Genomic DNA, 3,720 nt, shown 5'->3' on the forward strand with positions numbered 1-3,720 from the left:
AGCCCCCGGCGGACCCTCGACCTCGATCGGCAACTGCCAGCTCAGCACCGAGCGCGCTTTCAGACCCTGCTGTTTCAGCGCCAGCGCCATCAGGGCGCTCGCGGCCTGCTCTCCGGCGGCGAGGGCGGTATCGGTTTCCACCTCGCCAAGCCCGCCGCCCAGCGCCGTGGCATGACCGAGATACCGGTCTGTCTCGCCCGCCATGGCCGAGACGACCAGCGCGATCTGATGACCTTTTTGCGCTTCGCTCGCGGCAATGGCCGCCGAATGGGCAATCCGCTCCGGACTGCCCATCGAGGTGCCGCCAAATTTCAGGACCAGGCGCTTCATGCCTCTCCTTTAGCAGGATCGGGGCCGCGGGGAAGCGGGGGAGTCTTTAGTTCCGCTACGCTTCCGCGTTGCGGCGTTCCGCGAAAAGTCGCGGTCGCGCGTTCGCGCTCGCAGGCCGCAAGAACGGCCTGAAGGCCTCTTGGTTCAATACAACCGGGGCCCCGGCCCCCGAGCCGGGGTCCAATCTTTAACCATCGAGCTCTTCCATGGATCCCGGGTCGAGCGCGGGAACCCGGTGGAGAGGATATCGGAAGAGTATTGCGCGCAGCCCGGATGGGATGAGCATGGAAAACACCCCCGCCTTCACCTCGTCACATCGCTCCTATATGTAGGGGCAAAGGACGAAGGAGCGGCTTTCATGGCGGTCGAGGATCATACCAAGGTCAGGCCCTGGCGGGCGATTGACCGCCGGGTCTCGCGCAAGATTCGCGTCGGCTCGGTCGAGGTTGGCGGCGATGCGCCGATCTCTGTCCAGTCCATGACGAACACGCCGACCTCGGACGCGCGCGCCACGATTGACCAGATACGCGGACTTGAAGAGGCCGGCGCCGACATTGTGCGCGTCTCCTGCCCGGACGAGGAGTCCACCGCCGCCTTCCGCACCATCGCGCGCGAGGCAAAGGTTCCGCTCGTCGCCGACATCCATTTTCACTACAAGCGCGGCATCGAGGCGGCAGAGGCGGGCGCGGCCTGCCTGCGCATCAATCCGGGCAATATCGGCTCGATGGAGCGGGTGAAGGAGGTCGTCTCGGCCGCCCGCAATAATGGCTGCTCCATCCGCATCGGGGTAAACGCCGGCTCGCTGGAACGCGATCTGCTGGAAAAATATGGCGAGCCCTGCCCGGACGCGATGGTGGAAAGCGCGCTGAACCATGCGCGCATACTCGATGATCTGGGCTTTCACGAGTACAAGATCTCGGTGAAGGCCTCCGACCTGTTCCTCACCGTTGCCGCCTATCAGATGCTGGCAGAGGCGACCGACGCACCCTTGCATCTCGGCGTCACCGAGGCGGGGGGCTTGCGCTCCGGCACGATCAAGTCGGCCATCGGCATGGGCTCGCTTCTCTGGGCCGGGATTGGCGACACGATCCGTGTCTCGCTATCGGCAGAACCGGTGGAGGAAATCCGCGCCGGTTTTGACATGCTGAAAGCGCTGGGGCTGCGCACGCGCGGCGTCAATATCATCGCCTGCCCGTCCTGCGCGCGTCAGGGTTTTGACGTGATCCGCACGGTCGAGGCGCTGGAGCAACGCCTCGCCCACATTTCCGAGCCGATCTCGCTTTCGATCATTGGCTGCGTGGTCAACGGCCCCGGCGAAGCCGCCTATACCGATCTGGGCTTTACCGGCGGCGGCAAGGGCGCGGGCATGCTCTATTTCGCGGGTAAGCAGACCGAGAAAGTCTCCAACGACACAATGATCGAACGCATCGTTGCGGCGGTCGAGGACAAGGCGGCGAAGATGCGCGCGATGCGCGAGGCGCCTGCTGCAGCGGAGTAAGGGCAGGTCCCAACCCTCTTCGTCATTCCGGGCGAAGCGTAGCGAAGACCCGGAACCCAGTGATTTCAGTCTTGCGATCCATCGAGGCTGAGATGTGCGGCGCATAATCGCGTGCCGGAGTCGCGCTTGTGACCTTTCGGGCCAGCTGGGTTCCAGATAGCGGCTGCCGCCGCTTCTGGAATGACGAATTTTGATCTCTTGCACTGAACACTGGGTCTCCCGCCCCGACGGGAGACCCATATGAAAATGCTACGGGTTGAAAGATGGATCCCGGGTCAGGCCCGGGACCCCGGAGACAGCCCTACTCTTCCTGCGCCGCGATCCAGGCTTCCATCTTGTCTTCGAGATAGGAAAGCGGCAGCGGGCCTTCCTCCAGAATGGTGTCGTGGAAGTCGGCGAGGTCAAAGTCTTCGCCGAGGCGCGCTTCGCCATCGGCGCGCAGGCGGCGGATCAGGATTTCGCCCGTCTTGTAGGCCAGTGCCTGGCCCGGCCAGGAGATATAGCGCGACACCTCATTGGTGACGTTCAGCGGTGACAGGGCGGAATTGTCGAGGAAGCAGGCTTCGGCCTCTTCGCGCGTCCAGCCGAAATAGTGCATGCCGGTATCGACCACGAGACGGCAGGCGCGCCACATCTCGTAGGAGAGACGGCCGAAATCCTCGTAGTCGTCTTCATAGAAGCCCATGTCGATGCCAAGGAATTCCGAGTAGAGGCCCCAGCCTTCGGTGAAGGCGGTGATCGTCGCCCGGCGGCGGAAATCCGGCAGCCCCTCGATCTCCTGCGCCAGAGCGATCTGGTGGTGGTGACCGGGCACCGCCTCATGCAGGGTCAGAGCCGGAAGCTCATAGTAAGGTCGCTGGTCGAGCGCATAGGTGTTGACCATATAGCCCCCGGCCCGGCCGGTTTCGGCATCCCCGGCCCAGTAGCGGCCGGTGGTGTAGGTCGGCGCCAGCGCAGGCGGCACGGGCCGCACGCCGTAAGGCAGGCGCGGCAGGCGGTTGAACACGGACGGCATCGCATCATCCGCCAGCTTGGAGAGATACGAAGCGCGCATCATCAGCTCCATCTCGCTTTGCGGATAGAATTGCGGGTCGGTGCGCAGGAAGTTGGTGAACTCGTCAAAACTCCCCTCAAACCCGATCCGTTCGATGATCTCTTCCATCTCCGCGCGGATGCGGGCGACCTCGGCCAGGCCCGTCTGGTGAACCTCCTCCGGCGTCAGGTCGAGCGAGGTGTGGTAGCGCACCAGCGCCTGATAGTATTCACGCCCGCCCGGCACTTCGGAAATGCCGATGCTCTCGCGCGCGGCCGGCATGTAGGTGTCTTCAAAATAATCGCGCAGGTTTGCAATGGCGGGCATAACCGTGTCCGCAATCACCACCGCACCACGCGCCTGCAGCGCTTCGCGTTCCTCTGCCGGAATGCTGGCCGGCAAATTGGCGAGCGGCTGGAAGAGCGCGCTCTCGCGCGGATCTTCAACGATCTGCGCAGCGACCTGATCGATCACGCCGGGCATGATGGTGCGCGGCTGGGTCCAGCCCGCTGCAATGGCCTCGTCCATCCACGCGATATAGGCATCGTAATGGGCCGGCAGATTGCCCAGCCGTTCGATCCAGGCCTCGGCCTCGTCCGCAGTGCGGATGCGCGTGCTCATCGCGGTGAACTCGGCCTGGGTGTGGAAACCGGAATCGTTCAGGAACGGAAAGCGCATGGACTGCACCTGCGGCAGGGCCACCGCATGGCGCAATATGTGCTCGAGCACGGCATAGGAGGCTGTGTCTGCGCCGGTTAGCGCATCGGCATCAATCTCCTGCAGGCGCGCATGGAAGGCCGCAATCTCGGCATCGCGCGCTTCCAGCGTCTCGCGCGAGATGTCGCGCCACTGGCTCAAG

3 protein-coding genes are annotated in these 3,720 nt (G+C 64.1%); 1 reads left to right on the forward strand and 2 read right to left on the reverse strand.

Annotated elements, in window-relative coordinates; all coding sequences use genetic code 11:
- The coding region (locus ACTS2Z_RS11690; protein ID WP_442573385.1) for an amino acid kinase family protein at nt 1-330 on the reverse strand (330 nt) is incomplete at its 3' end.
- A gap of 358 nt (nt 331-688) precedes the next feature.
- Here ACTS2Z_RS11690 and ispG point away from each other — a divergent pair.
- Nucleotides 689-1,828 carry a flavodoxin-dependent (E)-4-hydroxy-3-methylbut-2-enyl-diphosphate synthase gene (ispG, locus tag ACTS2Z_RS11695; protein ID WP_442573386.1) on the forward strand — a complete coding sequence of 380 codons (1,140 nt, stop codon included), beginning with the start codon at nt 689-691 and terminating at the stop codon, nt 1,826-1,828.
- Between the two features lie 301 nt (nt 1,829-2,129).
- On the opposite strand, the gene ACTS2Z_RS11700 is transcribed toward ispG, so the two are convergent.
- Nucleotides 2,130-3,720 (reverse strand): DUF885 domain-containing protein (locus ACTS2Z_RS11700; protein WP_442573387.1); only part of this gene is annotated, 1,591 nt, incomplete at its 5' end.

This window comes from Glycocaulis sp. (assembly GCF_052168375.1).
Lineage (GTDB): Bacteria > Pseudomonadota > Alphaproteobacteria > Caulobacterales > Maricaulaceae > Glycocaulis.